The following is a 19,445-nucleotide window of genomic DNA, read 5'->3' as shown; positions in this document are numbered from 1 at the left end:
GTCATGATCGACGTCGTCACGCGATTCCAGACCCGTAAGCAAAACGGGGCCACGCTCAACCTGTATGCCTTGGTCGACGGTTTCCAGTACGAACAGCATACCGGTCGCCGCCTCGAGCATCGGCCCGGTATCAACCGCCCTATCTTCCTGGGCACGGAAGATGAACCGCTTGCCCATGCGGGGCCCTGGCTCGTCGATACCGCAAAAGCACCGGACCAGATACAGCCGCTATACGAACTGGAGCAGGCCTTGCCATCCGTTTCCTGGCTGCTGACGTCGATCGACCTGGAAGGATTGAGCCAATTGCTGCAACTGAAGCTCGATGGCGAGTTGCCCGACGAGCGAAAGGTATTGGTGAGGTTCTATGATCCGCGCGTGTTGGGCAACCTCTTCCAGGCGATGAGCACCGAACAAAAAGCAGCATTCTTTCATCTGATCGACGAGTGGCTTTTCATCTATAACGGCCGCCGGGTATCGGCGGGGAGGAGCGAATGATCAAGTTCAACGAGGAACAGCTCGCGCAATTGGATCGCTTGGAAAAACTCCAGTACGTGGCTGAAGTTCATCAAATGATCGTCAAGGAATATCCGGAGCTTGCCGGAGATAGAGGCCTGCGCGACCGCCTCGAGCGTGCCTATGCGCATGCGGTGTCACTGGGCTTCAAGGACGGAGGCGCGATCACGCAGTTTCTCTACTACGAAGCCTTCGCCCCGAATTTCTACCGCCAGCCGGCCATCGATGCATGGCTCAGGAAACCTGGCCAGACCGTCGAACAACGGTTTGCGGACCTGCTTGCGCAGGCGAAGTCCAAGCTGAGGGAGGATTGAATGGCTGCGCTTGCCGTCCCACTCCTTGAAGCGGCAGGTGCCGCACTGCTGCGCGCACTCGGCGTTGCAGCCGTCGCCGGTGCCGGCGCGGTCGCTGTCAACGAAGCGGCAAAGAAGAAAGCCGATGCCGCCGACAAGGCGAAAACGGCGCCCATTGCGCAAGCCAGTACGCAGACGCAGACCAAGGACACGTGTTCGAAATGTCCGCCGGATTGCGGCACGCTGGTAGAGCGCAAGTGGAATATGTCCGAGGATGCGCGTGCCTATCAGGCACGTATCACTGGCTTCGCCCCCTATACGGAATGGAACTTCAAGGCGACGGATTTTGATGGGTTCAAGTCGCAGGCGTGCCTGTTGCTGGAGGCGAAGGCGGCGTATGACCAGTTTTTTGAATCAGCCGTAGAACCGAAGTATTTCTTTAAGATCATGGGTCTACCCAAACTTCTAAACCAAGGAATACGTCAAAGTGAGATAGTTCAAACTTCACCACCGTCACGATTGCATTGGCATTTTATGCAGCCACTAAGCCACGCATATGTCAGCATATTTTTCAGGAAACGCTCTTTACCCATCATTACGTTCCTTACGCCATGAACTATATTTTCGATATTGATGCGAATTTCCGTACCGGATCTTCTCTTCCTTCGATAGAAGAACACTACAGCAGCATTTGGAAGATCGCCAAGTTTTTAGAGAAGCTAGGCTTTCAGCTTGCCAATTGGTTTCCACCCGCTGACACTGCGGAAAACTCGCTTCTTAACGCAGCCTTCACGGAAACCGGCCCGAGTGCGGCTGCGCTCGCCATGGCGAAGGCTGACAAGGAAAACCAGGCTACGGATCTGAGAACCCTCGGAGTTTGGAATGGTACGGAAAAGGATGGCGCTATGGCCTATACCGCTACCTATAACACTGGGCATTTTCCATCTAGCCTCAACTTCAGCAGCAAAAATATTCAGCAATTTTCTGATTTTCGCAATGTCGTCAAATTAGTTGAAGCCATTGTCAGAATTTGGAAGCCGATGGTCGTTCAAATTGCACCGGGAGGATATTTGGTGCAAAGCGTCTTTCCTGACAGGCCGGGTGCTGGATGGATGCTTTACCTTCCATTTAATATCAAGAGCCAGCAGGTTCCCGAGGCAGCACAGGTCATCGAGGTCATGGACGATACAGGCAAAAAACAGCTCGGCACGCTGCTGGTTAGCGTCGAGGAAACCTTCGATGTGCAGAACGACGCGCACATCAAGAAGGCTAACGCAATCGAGACCCGACTAGTGGATCAGGACCTGCTGCCAACCAATTCTCAGTTCCTTGAACGGTTTTAGTTGATCGGATCGCGAAAAGCAAGTTTGTAGCTGATAGAACTTCAGGAGTTAAATTCCGATCGCTTTCTTTCTTCGGGTGCTGCACGTCATGATCTTCAATCTTAAAGTCAGTGCGAACTTTCGGGTAGGGTCAGCTCTCCCGACGATAGATGAGCACTGCATCGATCTCTGGACATTGGCCAAGTCGCTGCGAGACATAGGTTTTCCACTTGATGAGTGGCATCCGCCGGCGAATACATTGGAACAATCCCTTCGCAACCCCGCATTCACCGACGCCGGTCCAAGCACAGCAGCATTAGCGATGGCCAAGGCAGACAGAGATAACCACGATAGTGATCTGAGAAACTTGGGCGTCTGGAACGGCAAAGACAACAATGGCGGAGGCGCGATTTACACCGTAATGCATTGCACTGGGGCAATCCCGTCTCATCTCCACTTCCGATGCGAGGAGGTAAAGTCTCTTCGGGACTATCGCAATGTGATCAAGCTCATCCAAGGCATCGTTATGTTGTGGAAGCCAATGCTTGTACAGATAGCACATGCTGAATACGACAGCGTCTTCCCGGACCGGCCGGGCGCAGGCTGGATGCTCTACCTCCCGTTCAAGATCGACAGCCAACAGGTGCCCGAAGCAGCCCAAATCATCACGATCATGGACGACGCCGGAAAGAAACAGTTCGGCACGCTCATTGTAACTGTCGAGGAAACCTTCGATATGGAAAACGAAGAACACGTCAAGCGGGCCAACGCGATCGAGACCCGATTGGTCGATCAGGACCTGCTTCCTACCAACGCCGAATTTGTCGAAAAATTCTGATTCAACCACAGCCCGGTCATTTTCACAGCACCTCTATTTATCGGTCGATCTCTTTGCCTTAGCTCGACAAATCAAATGTTCAACATCACTGCGAACTTTCGTACGGCCACTCCCCTGCCATCAATAGAGGAGCAGTACACCGATCTCTGGAAACTGGCGAAGTTTTTGCAAACGTTAGGACTACCACTGAAGGAATGGTTCCCTCCAGCCGACACGGAAGTGAATTCGCTGCTCAACAAAGCATTTGCCGAAACTGGCCCAAGTAATGCAGCGATTGCGATGGCAAAAGCGGACAAAGAGAATCTTACCTATGATTTTAGAAATTTAGGGGTGTGGAACGGCAAAGAAGGCAAAGGCGGCATTGCTTTTACAGCTACCTACGACACCGGGATTATTCCGTCTTTCTTTGACTTTATTAGCAGAGACATTCATGCGCTTCGGGACACTCGCAACATAGTCAAACTGGTGCAAGCTATCGTCAGCTTGTGGAAGCCAATGCTGATCCAGATTGCGCCTCCAGGATATCTGGAAAAAAGCGTCTTCCCGGACCGGCCAGGCGCAGGCTGGATGATCTACCTTCCCTTCAAGATCGAAACTCGGCAAGTACCCGAAGCAGCGCAAGTCATCAAGATCATGGACGACGCCGGGAAGCAGCAGCTCGGCACGCTCATCGTAACGGTCGAGGAAACCTTCGATATGGAAAACGAAGAGCACATCAAACGGGCCAACGCCATCGAGACTCGCCTGGTCGATCAGGACCTGCTTCCGACCAACGCGGAATTCGTCGAAAAATTCTGAGTGGCCGGGCCGGCCGTGTCATAACTTCTCGATCTGCCGGTCGATCGCCTTCCTGGCCCGCTCGCTGCGCTCGCTGTAGCGGTCGTTCAAGTAGTCGCTGCGGCCGCGCAGCAGCAGCGTCATCTTGAACAGCTCTTCCATCACGTCGACCACCCGGTCGTAGTAAGCCGACGGGCGCATGCGTCCCTCGTCGTCGAACTCCTTGTAGGCCATCGGCACGGAGGACTGGTTCGGAATCGTGAACATGCGCATCCAGCGCCCCAGCAGGCGCAGCGTGTTCACGACGTTGAACGATTGCGAACCTCCGCACACCTGCATGACGGCCAGCGTGCGTCCCTGGCTGGGGCGGATCGCGCCCTGCTCCAGCGGAATCCAGTCGATCTGGTTCTTCATCACGGCCGTCACGGCGCCATGACGCTCCGGGCTGCACCACACCTGCCCTTCCGACCACAAGCACAGTTCGCGCAGTTCGACGACTTTCGGGTGCGTCTCCGGCACGCTGCCCACCATCGGCAGTTCCATGGGATCGAAGATCCTCACCTCGGCGCCGAAATGCGCGAGGATGCGCGCCGCCTCCTCGGTGAGGAAACGGCTGAAGGAACGTTCGCGCAGCGAGCCGTACAGCATCAGGATGCGCGGCGGGTGGTTGAACGCTCCCGCCGGCTCCAGCCTGGCGGGCGTCGGCAGGTCGAGTTGATCGGGGCGGATGTTGGGGAGGTGCGGAATCTTGTCCATGGTGCGCTCGCGGTTGGTTCAGGAGAGGCGCAGGGCCAGCGCGCACAGCGTGACGAACAGGATCGGCAGCGTCAGCACGATCCCCACGCGGAAGTAGTAGCCCCACGAAATGCGGATGTCCTTGCCGGCCAGGACGTGCAGCCACAGCAGCGTGGCCAGGCTGCCGATCGGCGTGATCTTCGGGCCCAGGTCGCAGCCGATCACGTTCGCATAGACCATCGCTTCGCGGACGGCGCCCGTGGCGGTGCTGGCATCGATCGACAGCGCGCCCACCAGCACGGTCGGCATATTGTTCATTACCGACGACAGCAGCGCGGCGATGAAGCCCGTGCCGAGCGCGGCGCCCCATACGCCGTAGTGCGCGCAGCGTTCCAGCACGCCCGCCAGCCAGTCGGTCAGGCCGGCGTTGCGCAAGCCGTAGACGACCAGGTACATCCCAAGCGAGAAGACGACGACCTGCCACGGCGCCCCCTTGACCACTTCGCGCACGGGAATCGCCTGCCCGCGCGCGGCGACGAGCAGCAGCACGATGGCGCCGGCGGCGGCCACCGCGCTGATCGGCACGCCCAGGTCGTCGAGCCAGAAGAAACCGACGAGCAGGGACGCCAGTACCCACCAGCCGGTCGCGAAGGTGGCGCGGTCACGGATGGCGGTCTGCGCAGGCCGAAGCTGGGCGAGATCGTAATGCGCCGGGATGTCGCGGCGGAAGTACCAGAGCAGCGCGCACAGCGTCGCCGCCGTCGCCGCCAGGTCGACCGGCACCATCACGGCCGCGTAGCGCGCGAAGCCGATGCCGAAATAATCGGCGGACACGATGTTGACGAGGTTCGAGACGACCAGCGGCAGGCTCGCCATGTCGGCGATGAAGCCGGCCGCCATCACGTAGGCCAGCACGGCGCGCGGCGGGAAGCGCAGCGCCGCCAGCATGGCGACGACGATGGGCGTGAGGATGAGCGCGGCCCCGTCGTTCGCGAACAGGGCGGCGACGGCCGCCCCGAGCAGCACCAGAAGAACGAACAGCCGGCGTCCCGACCCGCCGCCCCAGCGCGCCACGTGCAGCGCGGCCCATTCGAAGAAGCCGGCGCGGTCGAGCACGAGGCTGATCAGGATGATGGCGACGAAGGCGCCGGTGGCGTTCCACACGATGTGCCAGACCACCGGGATGTCGCCGACATGGATGACGCCTGCCAGCAGCGCGGCGATGGCGCCCGCCGCCGCGCTCCAGCCGATGCCCAGGCCGCGCGGCTGCCAGATGACGAGGACGAGGGTCGCGACAAAGATGAGGAAGGCAACGGGCACGGGCGTCCTTCCGGTTCAGGCGGCAATGGTGCCGATGCGGTCCAGCGCGGCCTTGAACGCGGCGCGGTCGCCCTGCAATGCATCCAGCGGCAAGGCCAGAAAGGCCTCGATGCGCGCGCGCAGGATCGCGTACGCCTGCTCGAACGCGGCCGCGATCTCCTCTTCCGTGCCGGTGACGTGGCTGGGATCCTCGACGCCCCAGTGCGTGCGCAGCACGGGGCCCAGGTAGGCGGGACAGGTTTCGCCGGCGGCGCTGGCGCAGACCGTGACGACGATGTCGGGCACGACCGGCAGGTCGTCCCAGGATTTGCTGTAGTAGCCCTCGGTCGGAATGCCCTTGCGCTGCAGGAGCGCGAGCGCGCGTTCGTTCAGCTTGCCCGTGGGCTGGCTGCCCGCGCTGAGCGCGCGCCATCCTGCCGGCGCCAGGTGGTTGAACAGGGCTTCGCTGATGAGCGAGCGGCAGGAGTTGCCGGTGCAGAGGAAAAGGACGTTCATGGCGGCTTTCGGGAGGTTCAGCAGGGGTTGGCGGGCGTGCAGGGCGCGCCCCCGCAGCAGTTTTCGGTGAGGAAGCCGAGCAGCGCGTTCATCGTGTCGAAGCGGGCCGCGTAGATGACGAAGCGGCCTTCCTGGCGCGCGGTCACGAGGCCCGCATGCGTGAGCTCCTTCAGATGGAAGGACAGCGAGGAATTGGCGATGTCCAGCGATTCCGCGATGCGGCTGGCGGCCAGGCCTTCCGGGCCGGCCTGGACGAGCAGGCGGAAGGCGGCGAGGCGCGATTCGTGGGCCAGCGCGGCCAAGGCGGTCACAACGTCGGGTGATTGCATGGACGGATTCCTGTGTCGGTGAGCGGAATCGTATCACTCATTTTTCGACATTTCCACAATTATTGAAATGATGCTACGGCGTCGCATGGAGCACGATGGAGACGGGCGAAAAAAAACGGCACCCGAAGGTGCCGTTCTTATCAGCCGTTCAAGCGGCTGAGGCTGACGCGAGGATTACTCGCCTTCGCCCGGATGCTGCTCGGCGTGAGCCGCCTGCTGCTGGTCTTCCATCGCCTGCAGTTCGGCAGCCATGTTGGCCTTCTCCTGCTGCAGCAGTGCCTGGCGCTCTTCCGCCTCCCACTGCTCCTTCTCCTTGCGGGCGCGGTGGAATGCCAGGCCGGTACCGCCAGGGATCAGGCGGCCGACGATGACGTTTTCCTTCAGGCCGCGCAGACCGTCGCGCTTGCCCATGATCGCCGCTTCGGTCAGCACGCGGGTGGTTTCCTGGAACGATGCGGCCGAGATGAACGAGTCGGTCGACAGCGATGCCTTGGTAATACCCAGCAGCACGTTTTCGTACTGCGCCGGCAGCTTGTTGACGGCGTTGACGCGGTCGTTCTCTTCCAGCAGTTCCGAACGCTCCACCTGCTCGCCGACGATGTAGTCGGTGTCGCCGGCATCGGTGATCTGGACACGACGCAGCATCTGGCGAACGATCACCTCGATGTGCTTGTCGTTGATCTTCACGCCCTGCAGACGATACACGTCCTGCACTTCGTCGACGATGTAGCGGGCCAGCGCTTCGATACCCAGCAGGCGCAGGATGTCTTGCGGATCGGCCGGGCCGTCCACGATCATCTCGCCCTTGTTCACCACCTGGCCGTCGTGCACCAGCACTTGCTTGTCCTTGGTGATCAGGAACTCGTGCTTGTTGCCGTCCATGTCGGTGATTTCCAGGCGCTGCTTGCCCTTGGTCTCTTTACCGAATGCGACCGTACCGGTGACTTCCGCCAGCATGCCGGCATCTTTCGGCGAACGGGCTTCGAACAGCTCGGCAACGCGCGGCAGACCACCGGTAATGTCACGGGTCTTCTGCGATTCGGTCGGGATACGTGCAAGCACTTCACCCACCGACACTTGCTGGCCATCCTTGACCATGATCAGTGCGCCGACCTGGAAACCGATCGTCACGGCGTGTTCGGTGCCGGCGATCTTGACTTCCTGGCCTTCGTCGTTCAGCAGCTTGACCTGCGGACGGTTGACCTTGCCCGAACCACGACGCTTCGGATCGATTGCCACCAGGGTCGACAGGCCGGTCACTTCGTCGACCTGGCGAGCGACGGTGACGCCCTCTTCCACGTTCTCGAACTTGATCGTGCCACCGTATTCCGTGATGATCGGACGGGTCAGCGGGTCCCAGGTCGCCAGCGGCGTGCCTGCTTTCACAGCCAGGCCGTCGTGGACGGTCAGGGTCGCGCCGTACGGCACCTTGTGGCGCTCGCGCTCGCGGCCGTGGTCGTCCGTGATCAGCACTTCGCCGGAACGCGAAATGACGATCTGGGCGCCCTTGCCGTTGGTCACGTAACGCATGGTCGCGGTGAAGCGGACCGTACCGTTCGACTTGGCTTCGACCGACGATGCCACTGCCGCACGCGATGCCGCACCACCGATGTGGAAGGTACGCATGGTCAGCTGGGTACCCGGCTCACCGATCGACTGTGCCGCCACGACACCGACTGCTTCGCCGGCGTTGACCAGCAGGCCGCGGCCCAGGTCGCGGCCGTAGCACTTGGCGCACAGGCCGTAGCGCGTGTCGCAGTTCAGCGGGGTGCGGACCTTGACTTCGTCGATGCCCAGGCGCTCGATCTCTTCGACCATGTCTTCGTCCAGCAGCGTGCCGGCTTCGTACAGGGTTGCCTGCGTTTCCGGATTCACGATGTCGGTACCGGCGACGCGGCCGAGGATACGGTCGCGCAGCGGCTCGATGACTTCACCGCCTTCGACCATCGCCTTCATGTGCGTGCCGTTGGTGGTGCCGCAATCGTCCTCGATCACCACCAGATCCTGGGTCACGTCGACCAGGCGGCGGGTCAGGTAACCCGAGTTTGCCGTCTTCAGCGCGGTGTCGGCCAGACCCTTACGGGCGCCGTGCGTCGAGATGAAGTACTGCAACACGTTCAGGCCTTCGCGGAAGTTCGCGGTAATCGGCGTTTCGATAATCGAACCGTCCGGCTTCGCCATCAGGCCGCGCATACCGGCCAGCTGGCGAATCTGCGCCGCAGAACCGCGGGCGCCCGAGTCGGCCATCATGTAAATCGCGTTGAACGATTCCTGGGTGCTTTCGGTGCCGTCGCGCTTGGTGACCGGTTCCACTTTCAGCTGGTCCATCATCGCCTTGCCGACTTCGTCCGAGGTCTTGCCCCAGATGTCGACGACCTTGTTGTAACGCTCGCCGGCGGTGACCAGACCCGAGGCGTACTGCTGCTCGATCTGCTTCACTTCCGCTTCGGCGGTCGCGATCATGGTCTTCTTGACGTCCGGGATCAGCATGTCGTCCACGGCGATCGAGATACCGGCGCGGGTCGCCAGGCGGAAGCCCGACTGCATCAGCTTGTCGGCAAACACGACGGTCGCACGCAGGCCGCACTTGCGGAACGACGTGTTGATCAGCTTCGAGATTTCCTTCTTCTTCAGCGCGCGGTTCAGCACCGAGAACGGCAGGCCTTTCGGCAGGATCTCGGACAGGATCGCACGGCCGACGGTGGTCTCGTAGCGCGTGAGGGTACGGTCGAAGCCGCCTTCGTCGTTCTTCGGATGCTCGACGATACGCACGGTGATGCGGGTCGCCAGTTCGACTTCCTTGTTGTCGTACGCGCGGATGACTTCCGACACGTCCGGGAACAGCATGCCTTCGCCCTTGGCGTTGATCGCCTCGCGGGTCGCGTAGTACAGACCCAGCACGATATCCTGGGACGGCACGATCGACGGTTCGCCGTTCGACGGGAACAGGATGTTGTTCGAGGCCAGCATCAGGGTGCGGGCTTCCATCTGTGCTTCGATCGACAGCGGGACGTGGACTGCCATCTGGTCACCGTCGAAGTCGGCGTTGAACGCCGCGCAGACCAGCGGGTGCAGCTGGATCGCCTTGCCTTCGATCAGCACCGGCTCGAACGCCTGGATGCCCAGGCGGTGCAGCGTCGGCGCACGGTTCAGCATGACCGGGTGCTCTTTGATGACTTCTTCCAGGATGTCCCAGACCACCGGTTCCTGTTGCTCGACCAGCTTCTTGGCGGCCTTGATGGTGGTCGCGAGACCCATCAGTTCCAGCTTGTTGAAGATGAACGGCTTGAACAGTTCCAGGGCCATCAGCTTCGGCAGGCCGCACTGGTGCAGTTTCAGCTGCGGACCCACCACGATGACCGAACGGCCCGAGTAGTCGACGCGCTTGCCCAGCAGGTTCTGACGGAAGCGGCCGCCCTTGCCCTTGATCATTTCAGCCAGCGACTTCAGCGGACGCTTGTTGGCGCCGGTCATCGCCTTGCCGCGACGGCCGTTGTCCAGCAGCGAGTCGACCGCTTCCTGCAGCATGCGCTTTTCGTTGCGCGTGATGATTTCAGGCGCGCGCAGTTCCATCAATCGCTTGAGACGATTATTACGGTTGATCACGCGGCGATACAGGTCGTTCAGGTCGGACGTGGCGAAACGGCCGCCGTCCAGCGGGACGAGCGGACGCAGCTCCGGCGGCAGGACCGGGAGCACTTCCATGATCATCCAGTCCGGCTTGATGCCCGAACGCTGGAATGCCTCGAGCACTTTCAGGCGCTTGGCGTATTTCTTGATCTTGGCTTCGGACTTCGATTCCTTCAGCTCGACGCGCAGGGCTTCGGCTTCGCGGTCGATGTCGATCGAACGCAGCAGTTCACGGATGCCTTCGGCGCCCATGAACGCGGTGAAGTCGTCGCCGTACTCTTCGTACTTGGCGGCGTAGTCGTCTTCCGACATGATCTGGCACTTCTTCAGCGGGGTCATGCCCGGATCGGTCACGACGTATGCTTCGAAGTACAGCACGCGCTCGATATCGCGCAGCGTCATGTCCAGGACCATGCCCAGGCGCGACGGCAGCGATTTCAGGAACCAGATGTGCGCGGTCGGCGAGGCCAGCTCGATGTGGCCCATGCGCTCGCGGCGGACTTTCGCCAGCGTGACTTCGACGCCGCACTTTTCGCAGATGACGCCGCGGTGCTTCAGGCGCTTGTACTTGCCGCACAGGCATTCGTAGTCCTTGATCGGACCAAAGATCTTTGCGCAGAACAGGCCGTCACGTTCCGGCTTGAACGTACGGTAGTTGATGGTTTCCGGCTTCTTGACTTCGCCGAACGACCACGAACGGATTTTCTCGGGCGACGCCAAGCCAATCTTGATGGCGTCGAAGCTCTCGTTTTGCTGAACTTGCTTGAATAGATCGAGCAGTGCTTTCATTTATCACTCCGGGTGATTGAATTCTGTACTAAGTACTACTACCGCCGCTTCTCACCGATTTTCGCCGGTGCTTGCCCAACCGCCAGCCCCTGAAAGCGTCATCCCGGCGCAGGCCGGGATCCAATTTTTTCGGCCAATCGCCGAACTTGGGCCCCGGCCTGCGCCGGGGCGACGATACAAGGGTAGCAGGTCGCGCCCGAAGGCGGCGGCCATGCTGCGCTTGCTTACGAACGCTCGAGATCGATGTCGATACCCAGCGAGCGGATTTCCTTCACCAGCACGTTGAACGATTCCGGCATACCTGCATCGATCACGTGGTCGCCCTTGACCAGGTTTTCGTACACCTTGGTACGGCCATTCACGTCGTCCGACTTGACGGTCAGCATTTCCTGCAGCACGTACGATGCGCCGTACGCTTCCAGTGCCCACACCTCCATCTCACCGAAGCGCTGGCCACCGAACTGGGCCTTACCGCCCAGCGGCTGCTGCGTCACCAGCGAGTACGGGCCGGTCGAACGGGCGTGCATCTTGTCGTCGACCAGGTGGTGCAGCTTCAGCATGTGCATGAAGCCCACGGTGACCTTGCGCTCGAATGCTTCGCCGGTACGGCCGTCGAACATGGTGACCTGGTTCTTCGACGGGGTCATGCCCAGGTGCTTCGCGATCGGGTCGGGGAAAGCCAAATCAAGCATGCGCCGGATTTCTTCCTCGTGCGCACCGTCGAACACCGGGGTCGCGAACGGCACGCCGTTCTTGAGGTTGTTCGCCAGCGTGACGATTTCCTCGTCGCTGAAGTTGTCCAGGTCTTCCTTCTTGCCCGTTTCGTTGTAGATCTTGCCCAGGAACGTACGCAGCTGCTCGGTCTCGGCTTTCGCCTTGATCATTTCGCCGAGACGCAGGCCCAGGCCCTTCGCCGCCCAACCGAGGTGGGTTTCGAGGATCTGGCCGACGTTCATACGCGACGGAACGCCCAGCGGGTTCAGCACGACGTCGGCCGGGGTACCGTCGGCCATGAACGGCATGTCTTCGACCGGAACGATACGCGAGACCACACCCTTGTTACCGTGGCGGCCTGCCATCTTGTCGCCCGACTGCAGGCGGCGCTTGACGGCCAGGTAGACCTTGACCATCTTCTGCACGCCCGGCTGCAGCTCGTCGCCTTGCGTCAGCTTCTTGCGTTTCTCTTCGAAGGCCAGGTCGAACTGGTGGCGCTTCTCGTTGATCGATTCCTTCATCGCCTCCAGGGCGTTGGCGGTATCGTCGTCGGCCGGGCGGATGTCGAACCAGTGGAACTTGTCCAGGTCGTCCAGGTAGGCCTTGTCGATGACGGCACCTTTCGACAGCTTCTTCGGACCGCCGTTGACGGTCTTGCCGACGAGCAGGCGTTCCAGACGCTGGAAGGCGTCGCCTTCCACGATGCGCAGCTGGTCGTTCAGGTCCAGGCGATAGCGCTTCAGCTCGTCGTCGATGATCTGCTGGGCGCGCTTGTCGCGCACGATGCCTTCACGGGTAAACACTTGCACGTCGATCACGGTACCGACCATGCCCGACGGCACGCGCAGCGACGTGTCTTTCACGTCCGACGCTTTTTCGCCGAAGATCGCGCGCAGCAGCTTCTCTTCCGGAGTCAGCTGGGTTTCGCCTTTCGGGGTCACCTTGCCGACCAGCACGTCACCGGCTTGCACTTCGGCGCCGATGTAGACGATGCCCGACTCGTCCAGGCGAGCCAGCTGGTTTTCCGCCAGGTTCGAGATGTCGCGGGTGATCTCTTCAGGGCCCAGTTTGGTGTCGCGCGCGACGACCGACAGTTCCTCGATGTGGATCGAGGTGTAGCGGTCGTCCTTGACCACGTTCTCCGAGATGAGGATCGAGTCCTCGAAGTTCAAGCCGTTCCACGGCATGAACGCCACCAGCATGTTCTGGCCCAGTGCCAGTTCGCCCAGGTCGGTCGATGCGCCGTCGGCGATGACGTCGTTGCGCGCAACGCGGTCGCCCACTTTCACGATCGGACGCTGGTTGATGTTGGTGTTCTGGTTCGAACGGGTGTACTTGATCAGGTTGTAGATGTCGACGCCGACTTCGCCAGCCTGCGCTTCGTCATCGTTGACGCGGATCACGACACGGCCTGCGTCGACGTAGTCGACGATACCGCCACGGGTCGCCTGCACAGTGGTGCCCGAGTCGACCGCCACGGTGCGCTCGATGCCGGTACCGACGAAGGCTTTTTCCGGACGCAGGCAAGGCACGGCCTGGCGCTGCATGTTGGCGCCCATCAGTGCACGGTTCGCGTCGTCGTGCTCCAGGAACGGAATCAGCGATGCCGCGACCGACACGATCTGGCCCGGAGCCACGTCCATGTACTGGATGCGTTCCGGCGACACGAGGATGGTCTCGCCCGCTTCACGTGCCGACACCAGTTCGTCGATCAGCTGGCCTTCTTCGTTGATCTTCGCGTTTGCCTGGGCAATGATGTAACGGCCTTCTTCGATCGCCGACAGGTATTCGATCTTGTCGGTGACCTTGGAACCGTCGACCTTGCGGTACGGGGTTTCCAGGAAGCCGTATTCGTTCAGGCGGGCGTACAGAGCCAGCGAGTTGATCAGGCCGATGTTCGGGCCTTCCGGCGTTTCGATCGGGCAGACGCGGCCGTAGTGGGTCGGGTGCACGTCGCGCACCTCGAAGCCGGCGCGTTCGCGGGTCAGGCCGCCCGGGCCCAGTGCGGAAACACGGCGCTTGTGCGTGATTTCCGACAGCGGGTTGGTCTGGTCCATGAACTGCGACAGCTGCGACGAACCGAAGAATTCGCGGATCGCGGCCGAGATCGGCTTGCTGTTGATCAGATCGTGCGGCATCAGGTTGTCCGCTTCGGCCTGGCCGAGGCGTTCCTTGACGGCGCGCTCCACGCGCACGAGGCCGGCGCGGAACTGGTTTTCGGCCAGTTCGCCGACGCAACGTACGCGACGGTTGCCCAGGTGGTCGATGTCGTCGACTTCGCCGCGGCCGTTACGCAGTTCGACCAGGATCTTGATCACTGCCAGGATGTCGTCGTTCGACAGGGTCATGTCGCCCGTCAGTTCGTCGCGGCCGATGCGGCGGTTGAACTTCATGCGGCCGACAGCCGACAGGTCGTAGCGCTCGGCGCTGTAGAACAGGCCGTTGAACAGCGCTTCCACCGACTCTTCGGTCGGCGGTTCGCCCGGACGCATCATGCGGTAGATCGCCACGCGTGCGGCGGTCTGGTCGGCGGTGTCGTCGGTGCGCAGGGTCTGCGAGATGTAGGCGCCCTGGTCCAGGTCGTTGGTGTACAGGGTCTGGATGCCTTCGATGTTGGCATCGCGCAGCTTGCCCAGCAGCTCGTCGGTCAGCTCGTCGTTGGCGTTGGCGATGATCTCGCCGGTGTCCGGATCCACGACATTGGTCGCCAGCACGCGGCCGACCAGGTAGTCTTCCGGCACGGAGATGTGCTTGATGCCGGCGTTCTCGACGTCGCGCACGTTCTTGGCGTTGATGCGCTTGTCCTTGGTGATCAGGGTCTTGCCCGACTTCGGATCGACGACGTCGAAGCGCGCGACTTCACCGCGCAGGCGCTCGGCCACGAATTCCAGTTCCGCGCCTTCCGAGCGCAGGTTGAAGTTGTCGAACACGAAGAAGTTCGCCAGGATCTGTTCCGGCGTCATGCCGATGGCCTTCAGCAGGATCGTCACCGGCATCTTGCGGCGGCGGTCGACGCGGAAGAACAGGATGTCCTTCGGGTCGAACTCGAAGTCCAGCCACGAGCCGCGGTAAGGAATGATGCGGGCCGAGAACAGCAGCTTGCCCGACGAGTGCGTCTTGCCGCGGTCGTGTTCGAAGAACACGCCCGGCGAACGGTGCAGCTGCGAGACGATCACGCGCTCGGTACCGTTGATGACGAACGAGCCGTTGGCGGTCATGAGCGGCAGTTCGCCCATGTAGACTTCCTGCTCTTTCATTTCCTTCACGACCGGCTTGGTCGGCGATTCCTTGTCCAGGATCACCAGACGCACCTTGGCGCGCAGCGGCGATGCGAAGGTCAGGCCGCGCTGCTGGCATTCCTTGACGTCGAAAGCGGGGTCACCCAGTACGTAGGAGAGGAATTCCAGGCGCGCGAAGCCGTTGTGCGACACGATCGGGAAGATGGAGGTGAAGGCCGATTGCAGGCCTTCGTTCTTGCGGGCGACAGGACCTGCGTCTGCCTGCAGGAAGTTCTCGTAGGACTCCAGTTGGGTGGCCAGGAGATAGGGAACGTTGTGAACGTTGGCGCGCTTCGCGAACGACTTGCGAATGCGTTTCTTCTCAGTAAATGAGTAGTGCATGGACACTCCGTGAGTGACAGAAAGGATGAGAATTCAGGGATTGCCAGTGGCTGAGCCACCACATGCAAGGCCTCAATGCTCGTCGCTGTCCGTCGGGTGAAAAGGAACCGGTACTGCTGTGTTACGATTATTGCGTGCTGCGGCGCTTCTGAAGCGGGGTCATGCTGTTTGCCGTAGGGACGACAAAAGAGCCAAAGCCGCATACCCCACCTTCCGGCGGGGGTCTGCGCGCTTTGACTCCGGCGCGGAGCGCTGTTGCCAGCGCCCTTTGCATATGGATTACTTGAGCTCGGCCTTGGCGCCAGCTTCTTCCAGCTTCTTCTTGGCGGCTTCAGCGTCAGCTTTCGGCAGGGCTTCCTTGACGGTCTTCGGTGCGCCGTCGACCAGGTCCTTGGCTTCTTTCAGGCCCAGACCGGTGATTTCGCGGACGGCCTTGATGACGCCGACCTTGTTCGCGCCGACTTCAGCCAGCACGACGTTGAATTCGGTCTGCTCTTCAGCAGCAGCCGCGCCGCCAGCAGCAGCACCGCCAGCTGCCGGTGCTGCCATTGCAGCTGCCGACACGCCGAACTTCTCTTCGAAAGCCTTGACCAGGTCGTTCAGTTCCATGACCGACATTGCGCCAACTGCGTCCAGGAACTCTTCTTTGCTAATTGCCATTTGAAACTCCAAATATTTAGTATGAGGTTAATGCTTGACCAAAAAGGGGGAAATTATTCTGCTGCTGCGGCTTCTGCCGGAGCTGCGGAACCTTCGCCTTTTTGTGCTGCAACTGCAGCCAGAACACGTGCAAAGCCGGAAACCGGAGCCTGCATGACGCCCAGCAGCTGGGCGATGAGGACTTCGCGGCTCGGGATGCTTGCCAAGGCGTTCACGCCGGCGACATCCAGGTTCTTGCCTGCGTAGTTACCGCCCTTCACCACCAACTTGTCGTTGGTCTTGGAGAAGTCGCTGATAACCTTGGCGGCTGCGACGGCGTCGTCCGAGATCGAGTAGATCAGCGGACCAACCATCGAGTCAGCCAGCGAGGCGAACTGGGTGCCTTCCACAGCGCGACGTGCCAGCGTGTTCTTCAGAACACGCAGGTACACACCCTGCGAACGAGCTTTTGCACGGAGTTGCGTCAGAGCACTAACCTGGATGCCACGGTATTCGGCGACGACGATGGTTTGCGCAGTTGCTACTTTTGCGGAAACTTCTTCGACGACGACCTTTTTGTCATTCAGATTAAGACCCACGGTCAATCTCCTTAAATGATGCGAGGAACATTCCCCACACCGGTTCGAACACGGCGTCCGAAGTTAAGAAGTACGACAAAGCATCGACTACAAAACTTGTTCGGGTTCGCCATCTGCGTTGGGTTGTCTTTTAACCTCCTGCCTGCCTGCTGCATTCGGCCCAACGGTCTTTGATTGCCTGGCGGGTTGCCCCGCCAGCCCAAAGATCTGCCCTGTGGTACTGCTGACAGGGGCTTTATTCTTTACGTATCTTGAACGCGTGGACGGCATAGCCGTCCACCCTACCGTTCAATCAGGCAGCCAGGGTGCCGTGGTCGACACGGACGCCAGCGCCCATGGTCGACGAGATGGCGACCTTGCGCAGGTAGATACCCTTCGACGAAGCCGGCTTGGCCTTGTTCAGGGCGTCGATCAGCGCGACCAGGTTGCTCTTCAGCTGTTCGTCCGAGAACGATTTACGGCCGATGGTGGCGTGGATGATACCTGCCTTGTCGGTACGGTACTGGACCTGACCGGCCTTGGCGTTCTTGACGGCGCCAGCCACGTCCGGGGTCACGGTGCCGACCTTCGGGTTCGGCATCAGGCCGCGCGGGCCCAGGATCTGACCCAGGGTACCGACGATACGCATGGTGTCCGGCGAAGCGATCACGATGTCGAACGGCATGTCGCCGGCCTTGACGCGCTCTGCCAGGTCTTCCATGCCGACGATGTCGGCGCCGGCGGCTTTAGCCTGCTCGGCCTTCTCGCCCTGGGCGAAGACGGCGACGCGCACTTCCTTGCCGGTACCGGCCGGCAGAACCACGGAACCACGAACGACCTGGTCCGACTTCTTCGGGTCCACGCCCAGCTGAACGGCGACGTCGATCGACTCGTTGAACTTGGCGGTGGCGAATTCCTTGACGATTGCGACGGCGTTGTCGAAAGCGTAGACCTTGTTACGGTCGACTTTGGCTTTCATTTCCTTGACGCGTTTGGACAGCTTAGCCATTAGATACCCTCCACCGTGATGCCCATCGAACGAGCCGAGCCGGCGATGACGCGCACAGCGGCGTCCAGGTCGGCAGCGGTCAGGTCCGGCTGTTTGGTTTTTGCGATTTCTTCAGCCTGGGCGCGGGTCAGCGTGCCGACCTTGTCGGTATGCGGCTTGGCCGAGCCTTTGGTGACGCCCGAGTACTTCTTGATCAGGTAGGTTGCCGGCGGGGTCTTCATCTCGAAGGTGAAGGACTTGTCCGCGAAGGCGGTGATCACCACCGGAATCGGCATACCCGGCTCCATGCCTTGGGTCTTGGCGTTGAACGCCTTGCAGAATTCCATGATGTTCAGGCCGCGCTGACCCAGGGCCGGGCCGATCGGGGGGGACGGGTTTGCTTTACCAGCCGGCACTTGCAGCTTGATAAAACCGACGATTTTCTTTGCCATGTTGTGGCTCCTTGTCGATTGTTGAGTAGTAGCGCCCCGCGCGTACTACTCTGCGGCGGGGCTCCTCTTACCGGATTCCGCCTAGCTGCTGCGACGCTCCGATTCGGCGTTTTAGACTTTTTCTACCTGCCCGAACTCCAGTTCCACCGGAGTTGCGCGGCCGAAGATGGTGACAGTGACACGCACCTTCGATTTTTCGTAGTTGACTTCCTCGACGTTGCCGTTGAAGTCGGTGAACGGGCCTTCCTTGATCCGGACTTGCTCGCCCACTTCGTACAGGACTTTCGGACGCGGCTTTTCGACGCCTTCCTGGACCTGCTGCATGATCTTGTCGATCTCGCGCGCCGGGATCGGCGTCGGCTTGTTGCTCTTGCCGCCGATGAAGCCGGTGACTTTCGGCGTGTTCTTCACGAGGTGCCAGGTCTCGTCGGTCATTTCCATCTCGACCAGCACATAACCCGGGAAGAAGCGACGCTCGGTGACCGATTTGCTGCCGTTCTTGACTTCGACCACTTCTTCGGTCGGCACCAGGATGCGGCCGAATTGTTCTTGCATGCCGCCGCGTTCGATACGGTCGGTCAGGCCGCGCATCACGCTCTTTTCCATGCCCGAATAGACATGCACGACGTACCAGCGCTTGTTGCTGACCGGGACGCTCAGCGGTGCACCAGCGTCTTGTGCCGGGGCGTCGCCCGGCACGTTATCTTGCTGCACGTTGTCGCTCATTATTGTTTCCACCCCAGGATCACGTCGTACATCAGGAATTCGAGAATCTTGTCCGTGCCCCACAGGAAAATCGCCATCACCAGCACGAAGCCGAACACCACGAGGGTGATCTGGGTCGCTTCTTTACGGGTGGGCCAAACAACCTTCTTCGTTTCGCGCACCGACTCTTTGGCGAAGCCCAGGAAGTCGCGACCGGCAGTCGAAGTCCACAAGAGCAGCACGGCAATAGCCAAACCAGCCACGAGTGCGCCTGCGCACATGAGGGCTGGTTTATTCTGGCCTTTCAGGTAAAAGAACCCGACCACGCCTGCAATCGTAGCAACCACTGCCAGCGCGACCTTGAACTTGTCGTTCGAGGTGCTGACGGTTTGCACGGATTGATTAGACATACTTATTTTACTTTCGGGTGCCTGTGGCACCGAATTCGGTGGCAGGGGAGGAGGGAATCGAACCCGCGACCTTCGGTTTTGGAGACCGACGCTCTGCCAATTGAGCTACTCCCCTACGAAAACTTCTCGTTGAATCGAGCATTATACACGACTTGAATACATCGTGCAACACTCTGGGTTGGGCGGAACAGAAACGTTCCGCCCGGTGTGCAACTAATTACTACTGATCAGGCGATTAGGCCAGGATCTTGGCAACCACGCCGGCGCCGACGGTACGGCCGCCTTCGCGGATTGCGAA

18 protein-coding genes, 1 tRNA gene and 1 pseudogene are annotated in these 19,445 nt (G+C 60.6%); 6 read left to right on the top strand and 14 right to left on the bottom strand.

Going from position 1 to position 19,445, the window contains the following annotated elements; all coding sequences use genetic code 11:
• The first annotated feature begins 3 nt into the window (after nucleotides 1-3).
• From QPK32_RS23135 to QPK32_RS23110, 6 genes are all read left to right on the top strand, one after another.
• A complete protein-coding gene (locus QPK32_RS23135) occupies nucleotides 4-495 on the top strand; it encodes a DUF4123 domain-containing protein (RefSeq protein ID WP_290415139.1) in 492 nt (163 codons plus the stop codon).
• Nucleotides 492-827, top strand: a complete 336-nt coding sequence (locus QPK32_RS23130; RefSeq protein WP_290415138.1) for a hypothetical protein — start codon at nucleotides 492-494, stop codon at nucleotides 825-827. Before QPK32_RS23135 ends, QPK32_RS23130 begins: the two co-directional genes overlap by 4 nt.
• Nucleotides 828-1,421: a restriction endonuclease fold toxin 5 domain-containing protein gene (locus QPK32_RS23125; RefSeq protein WP_290415137.1), complete on the top strand. Its 594-nt coding sequence runs from the start codon at nucleotides 828-830 to the stop codon at nucleotides 1,419-1,421. It begins immediately after the preceding gene.
• A complete protein-coding gene (locus tag QPK32_RS23120) occupies nucleotides 1,418-2,149 on the top strand; it encodes an immunity 52 family protein (protein WP_290415136.1) in 732 nt (243 codons plus the stop codon). The genes QPK32_RS23125 and QPK32_RS23120 overlap by 4 nt, the downstream gene beginning before the upstream one ends.
• Nucleotides 2,150-2,237: 88 nt before the next feature.
• On the top strand, nucleotides 2,238-2,966 hold the full coding sequence (locus QPK32_RS23115) for an Imm52 family immunity protein (RefSeq protein ID WP_290415135.1): 729 nt from the start codon (nucleotides 2,238-2,240) through the stop codon (nucleotides 2,964-2,966).
• Between the two features lie 75 nt (nucleotides 2,967-3,041).
• Nucleotides 3,042-3,764 carry an Imm52 family immunity protein gene (locus QPK32_RS23110; protein WP_290415134.1) on the top strand — a complete coding sequence of 241 codons (723 nt, stop codon included), beginning with the start codon at nucleotides 3,042-3,044 and terminating at the stop codon, nucleotides 3,762-3,764.
• Nucleotides 3,765-3,782: 18 nt separating this feature from the next.
• Here QPK32_RS23110 and arsH read toward each other — a convergent pair whose 3' ends face one another.
• The 14 genes and pseudogenes from arsH to QPK32_RS23040 form a co-directional block, all read right to left on the bottom strand.
• A complete protein-coding gene (gene arsH / locus QPK32_RS23105; RefSeq protein WP_290415133.1) occupies nucleotides 3,783-4,499 on the bottom strand; it encodes an arsenical resistance protein ArsH in 717 nt (238 codons plus the stop codon).
• 18 nt (nucleotides 4,500-4,517) lie between these two features.
• Nucleotides 4,518-5,798, bottom strand: a complete 1,281-nt coding sequence (locus QPK32_RS23100) for an arsenic transporter (RefSeq protein WP_290415132.1) — start codon at nucleotides 5,796-5,798, stop codon at nucleotides 4,518-4,520.
• A 15-nt stretch (nucleotides 5,799-5,813) separates the two neighbouring features.
• Entirely contained in the window at nucleotides 5,814-6,293 is a 480-nt protein-coding gene (locus tag QPK32_RS23095) for an arsenate reductase ArsC (protein ID WP_290415131.1), read from the bottom strand.
• A 17-nt stretch (nucleotides 6,294-6,310) separates the two neighbouring features.
• Nucleotides 6,311-6,622 (bottom strand): helix-turn-helix transcriptional regulator, encoded by a 312-nt coding sequence (locus QPK32_RS23090; RefSeq protein WP_290415130.1) that lies wholly within the window; start codon nucleotides 6,620-6,622, stop codon nucleotides 6,311-6,313.
• A gap of 174 nt (nucleotides 6,623-6,796) precedes the next feature.
• Complete coding sequence (gene rpoC, locus QPK32_RS23085) at nucleotides 6,797-11,041, bottom strand: DNA-directed RNA polymerase subunit beta' (RefSeq protein ID WP_290415129.1); 4,245 nt, start codon at nucleotides 11,039-11,041, stop codon at nucleotides 6,797-6,799.
• A gap of 224 nt (nucleotides 11,042-11,265) precedes the next feature.
• On the bottom strand, nucleotides 11,266-15,375 hold the full coding sequence (gene rpoB, locus QPK32_RS23080; protein WP_290415128.1) for a DNA-directed RNA polymerase subunit beta: 4,110 nt from the start codon (nucleotides 15,373-15,375) through the stop codon (nucleotides 11,266-11,268).
• 279 nt (nucleotides 15,376-15,654) lie between these two features.
• Nucleotides 15,655-16,035 (bottom strand): 50S ribosomal protein L7/L12, encoded by a 381-nt coding sequence (rplL, locus tag QPK32_RS23075; RefSeq protein ID WP_258823090.1) that lies wholly within the window; start codon nucleotides 16,033-16,035, stop codon nucleotides 15,655-15,657.
• A 53-nt stretch (nucleotides 16,036-16,088) separates the two neighbouring features.
• Nucleotides 16,089-16,613, bottom strand: a complete 525-nt coding sequence (rplJ, locus tag QPK32_RS23070; RefSeq protein WP_290415127.1) for a 50S ribosomal protein L10 — start codon at nucleotides 16,611-16,613, stop codon at nucleotides 16,089-16,091.
• A 292-nt stretch (nucleotides 16,614-16,905) separates the two neighbouring features.
• Nucleotides 16,906-17,601 carry a 50S ribosomal protein L1 gene (gene rplA / locus QPK32_RS23065; RefSeq protein WP_290415126.1) on the bottom strand — a complete coding sequence of 232 codons (696 nt, stop codon included), beginning with the start codon at nucleotides 17,599-17,601 and terminating at the stop codon, nucleotides 16,906-16,908.
• Complete coding sequence (gene rplK, locus QPK32_RS23060; protein ID WP_290415125.1) at nucleotides 17,601-18,032, bottom strand: 50S ribosomal protein L11; 432 nt, start codon at nucleotides 18,030-18,032, stop codon at nucleotides 17,601-17,603. Before rplK ends, rplA begins: the two co-directional genes overlap by 1 nt.
• A gap of 111 nt (nucleotides 18,033-18,143) precedes the next feature.
• Nucleotides 18,144-18,758, bottom strand: coding sequence for a transcription termination/antitermination protein NusG (nusG, locus tag QPK32_RS23055; protein ID WP_290415124.1), 615 nt, complete (start codon nucleotides 18,756-18,758; stop codon nucleotides 18,144-18,146).
• A complete protein-coding gene (gene secE / locus QPK32_RS23050; protein ID WP_290415123.1) occupies nucleotides 18,758-19,147 on the bottom strand; it encodes a preprotein translocase subunit SecE in 390 nt (129 codons plus the stop codon). The genes nusG and secE overlap by 1 nt, the downstream gene beginning before the upstream one ends.
• A gap of 39 nt (nucleotides 19,148-19,186) precedes the next feature.
• Nucleotides 19,187-19,262: transfer RNA gene (locus QPK32_RS23045), tRNA-Trp, on the bottom strand.
• Between the two features lie 120 nt (nucleotides 19,263-19,382).
• Nucleotides 19,383-19,445 (bottom strand): annotated as a pseudogene (locus tag QPK32_RS23040) (elongation factor Tu); the annotation flags it as partial.

Source organism: Massilia sp. YIM B02763, from assembly GCF_030412015.1.
Classification (GTDB): Bacteria; Pseudomonadota; Gammaproteobacteria; order Burkholderiales; family Burkholderiaceae_D; genus Telluria.
Note: the sequence above shows the minus strand (reverse complement) of the source record. Positions and strands in the feature narration are given on the sequence as shown.

Excerpts from the sequence above, each read along its gene's own strand:
- QPK32_RS23130 (WP_290415138.1), top strand. The coding sequence starts at position 492 with ATGATCAAGTTCAACGAGGAACAGCTCGCGCAATTGGATCGCTTGGAA.
- rplL (WP_258823090.1), bottom strand. The coding sequence starts at position 16,035 with ATGGCAATTAGCAAAGAAGAGTTCCTGGACGCAGTTGGCGCAATGTCG.
- rplA (WP_290415126.1), bottom strand. The coding sequence starts at position 17,601 with ATGGCTAAGCTGTCCAAACGCGTCAAGGAAATGAAAGCCAAAGTCGAC.
- QPK32_RS23110 (WP_290415134.1), top strand. The coding sequence starts at position 3,042 with ATGTTCAACATCACTGCGAACTTTCGTACGGCCACTCCCCTGCCATCA.
- nusG (WP_290415124.1), bottom strand. The coding sequence starts at position 18,758 with ATGAGCGACAACGTGCAGCAAGATAACGTGCCGGGCGACGCCCCGGCA.
- QPK32_RS23135 (WP_290415139.1), top strand. The coding sequence starts at position 4 with ATGATCGACGTCGTCACGCGATTCCAGACCCGTAAGCAAAACGGGGCC.
- QPK32_RS23095 (WP_290415131.1), bottom strand. The coding sequence starts at position 6,293 with ATGAACGTCCTTTTCCTCTGCACCGGCAACTCCTGCCGCTCGCTCATC.
- QPK32_RS23120 (WP_290415136.1), top strand. The coding sequence starts at position 1,418 with ATGAACTATATTTTCGATATTGATGCGAATTTCCGTACCGGATCTTCT.
- QPK32_RS23090 (WP_290415130.1), bottom strand. The coding sequence starts at position 6,622 with ATGCAATCACCCGACGTTGTGACCGCCTTGGCCGCGCTGGCCCACGAA.
- secE (WP_290415123.1), bottom strand. The coding sequence starts at position 19,147 with ATGTCTAATCAATCCGTGCAAACCGTCAGCACCTCGAACGACAAGTTC.
- rplK (WP_290415125.1), bottom strand. The coding sequence starts at position 18,032 with ATGGCAAAGAAAATCGTCGGTTTTATCAAGCTGCAAGTGCCGGCTGGT.
- arsH (WP_290415133.1), bottom strand. The coding sequence starts at position 4,499 with ATGGACAAGATTCCGCACCTCCCCAACATCCGCCCCGATCAACTCGAC.
- rpoC (WP_290415129.1), bottom strand. The coding sequence starts at position 11,041 with ATGAAAGCACTGCTCGATCTATTCAAGCAAGTTCAGCAAAACGAGAGC.
- rpoB (WP_290415128.1), bottom strand. The coding sequence starts at position 15,375 with ATGCACTACTCATTTACTGAGAAGAAACGCATTCGCAAGTCGTTCGCG.
- QPK32_RS23125 (WP_290415137.1), top strand. The coding sequence starts at position 828 with ATGGCTGCGCTTGCCGTCCCACTCCTTGAAGCGGCAGGTGCCGCACTG.
- QPK32_RS23115 (WP_290415135.1), top strand. The coding sequence starts at position 2,238 with ATGATCTTCAATCTTAAAGTCAGTGCGAACTTTCGGGTAGGGTCAGCT.